The 1,550-nt window shown below is 73.6% G+C and carries 2 protein-coding genes; one reads left to right on the top strand and one right to left on the bottom strand.

Features of this window, described 5'->3' with window-relative positions; genetic code table 11:
• Positions 1-88: 88 nt before the first annotated feature.
• Complete coding sequence (locus CWC38_RS11725) at positions 89-778, top strand: potassium channel family protein (protein ID WP_121846880.1); 690 nt, start codon at positions 89-91, stop codon at positions 776-778.
• Positions 779-895: 117 nt separating this feature from the next.
• On the opposite strand, the gene CWC38_RS11720 is transcribed toward CWC38_RS11725, so the two are convergent.
• Positions 896-1,550: GTP-binding protein (locus tag CWC38_RS11720; protein WP_206059910.1), on the bottom strand; the 655-nt coding region annotated here is incomplete at its 5' end.

Raw genomic sequence — 1,550 nt, 5'->3', positions numbered from 1 at the left:
CCTCTGCCATCCGTTCCCACCGCCGGGCCACCGCGGCCCGGGCACAGCACAGCGCACAGCAGGTGCGCACGACCGCGAAGGAAGTCCCATGTTCGGATCCCACCCCGCCGAGTCCCAAGGCCGCGGCATGTCCAACGCCGTGGCCGTGATCGGGCTGGGCCGCTTCGGCGGCGCCCTGGCCCTGGAGCTCATGCGCAACGGCACGGACGTGCTGGGCATCGACCACAGCGAGTCCACGGTGCAGCGCTTCAACGGCAAGCTGACCTCCGTGGTGCGCGCGGACGCCACGGACGAGGAGGTGCTGCGGGAGCTGTCCGTGAACGAGTTCGACCGCGCCGTGGTGGGGATCGGCTCGGACATCCAGGCGAGCATCCTCACGGCCTCCCGGCTGGTGAAGTTCGGCTGCCCCGCCATCTGGGCCAAGGCCATCACCGACCCCCACGCGGAGATCCTCACGCAGATCGGCGTGCAGCACGTGGTGAACCCGGAGAGCGACATGGGTGCGCGCGCCGCCCACCTGATCCAGCACCGCATCCTGGACTTCGTGCCGATCGACGACGGCTACGCCCTGGTGCGCTGCACACCGCCGGAGCCCATCCAGCAGCGCCCCATGGATCTGCTCAACGTGCGCCACCGCCTGGGCGTGTCCGTGGTGGCGGTGTGCCGCCCCGGGGGCCAGTGGGAGCCCATCGAGCCGGGCACCATGCTCTACGACGACGACCAGATCCTGGTCACCGGGCCCACCCGCAAGGTCGAGCACTTCTCCAACCTGACGTGAGCCGGTCCCGGGCCTCGGACCCCGGCCCCTGAATCCCGGCGCGCCCCTGCGCCTCCGGGCCCCGCCCGCGGAACCCGAGCGGTCCGCGGGTGCCGGTTCCCGCCAAAGGGGCACTCCTCACGCGAAGCGCGTGAGACGACGCCGCTCGGGCGCCGTGGGCACGCCGTCGCCCGCCGCGCGCGGGAGCGCGTCGAGCAGGGGCTGCACCGCGGCGTCGTCGGCCCAGGCGGGTCCGATGGCCACCACGGCCGAGTGCGCCGGGGCGTCCGGGGCCCGGGGAGCACGCTCCACCGTGACGTAGCCCGCGACCGAGTGGGCCACGAACCGCTGGAGCCCGCGCGGGGAGCGCACGTCCACCACGGCCTTGACCCGGTGCACCTGTCGTGGCGGGTCCTCCAGGAGGTCCGCGAGCGCGGCGGGGTCCACCGCGGCGTCGGCCTCCAGGGTGGCGGCGCGGTGGTGGACGTGGTGCTCGTGGAGCTGCTGCCCCAGGGACTCCCCCACCTCCCAGAGCGGCAGCTGGCCACCCTCGGGAACGGTGTGCTCGGCGGCGTCGAAGAACAGCCGCGGATCCACGGCGCCGTGGGGTGCATCCAGCACGGTGGTGTGCGGGTTGGCCCGCAGGATCCGCTCGCGCAGCTGCGCGACATCGCCCGGGGACGCGAGGTCCGTCTTGGTGAGCAGCACCATGGCGGCGGCCTTGACATGCTGCTCGAGGTCCCAGCCGCCGGACTCGGCGTGGGGCACGTGGGCGGCGTCCACCACCTCCACG

The sequence above is a fragment of the Kocuria tytonicola genome (genome assembly GCF_003687455.1).
GTDB lineage: Bacteria > Actinomycetota > Actinomycetes > Actinomycetales > Micrococcaceae > Kocuria > Kocuria tytonicola.
The sequence above is the reverse complement of the archived record's forward strand: the minus strand, read 5'-3'. Positions and strand labels throughout refer to the sequence as shown.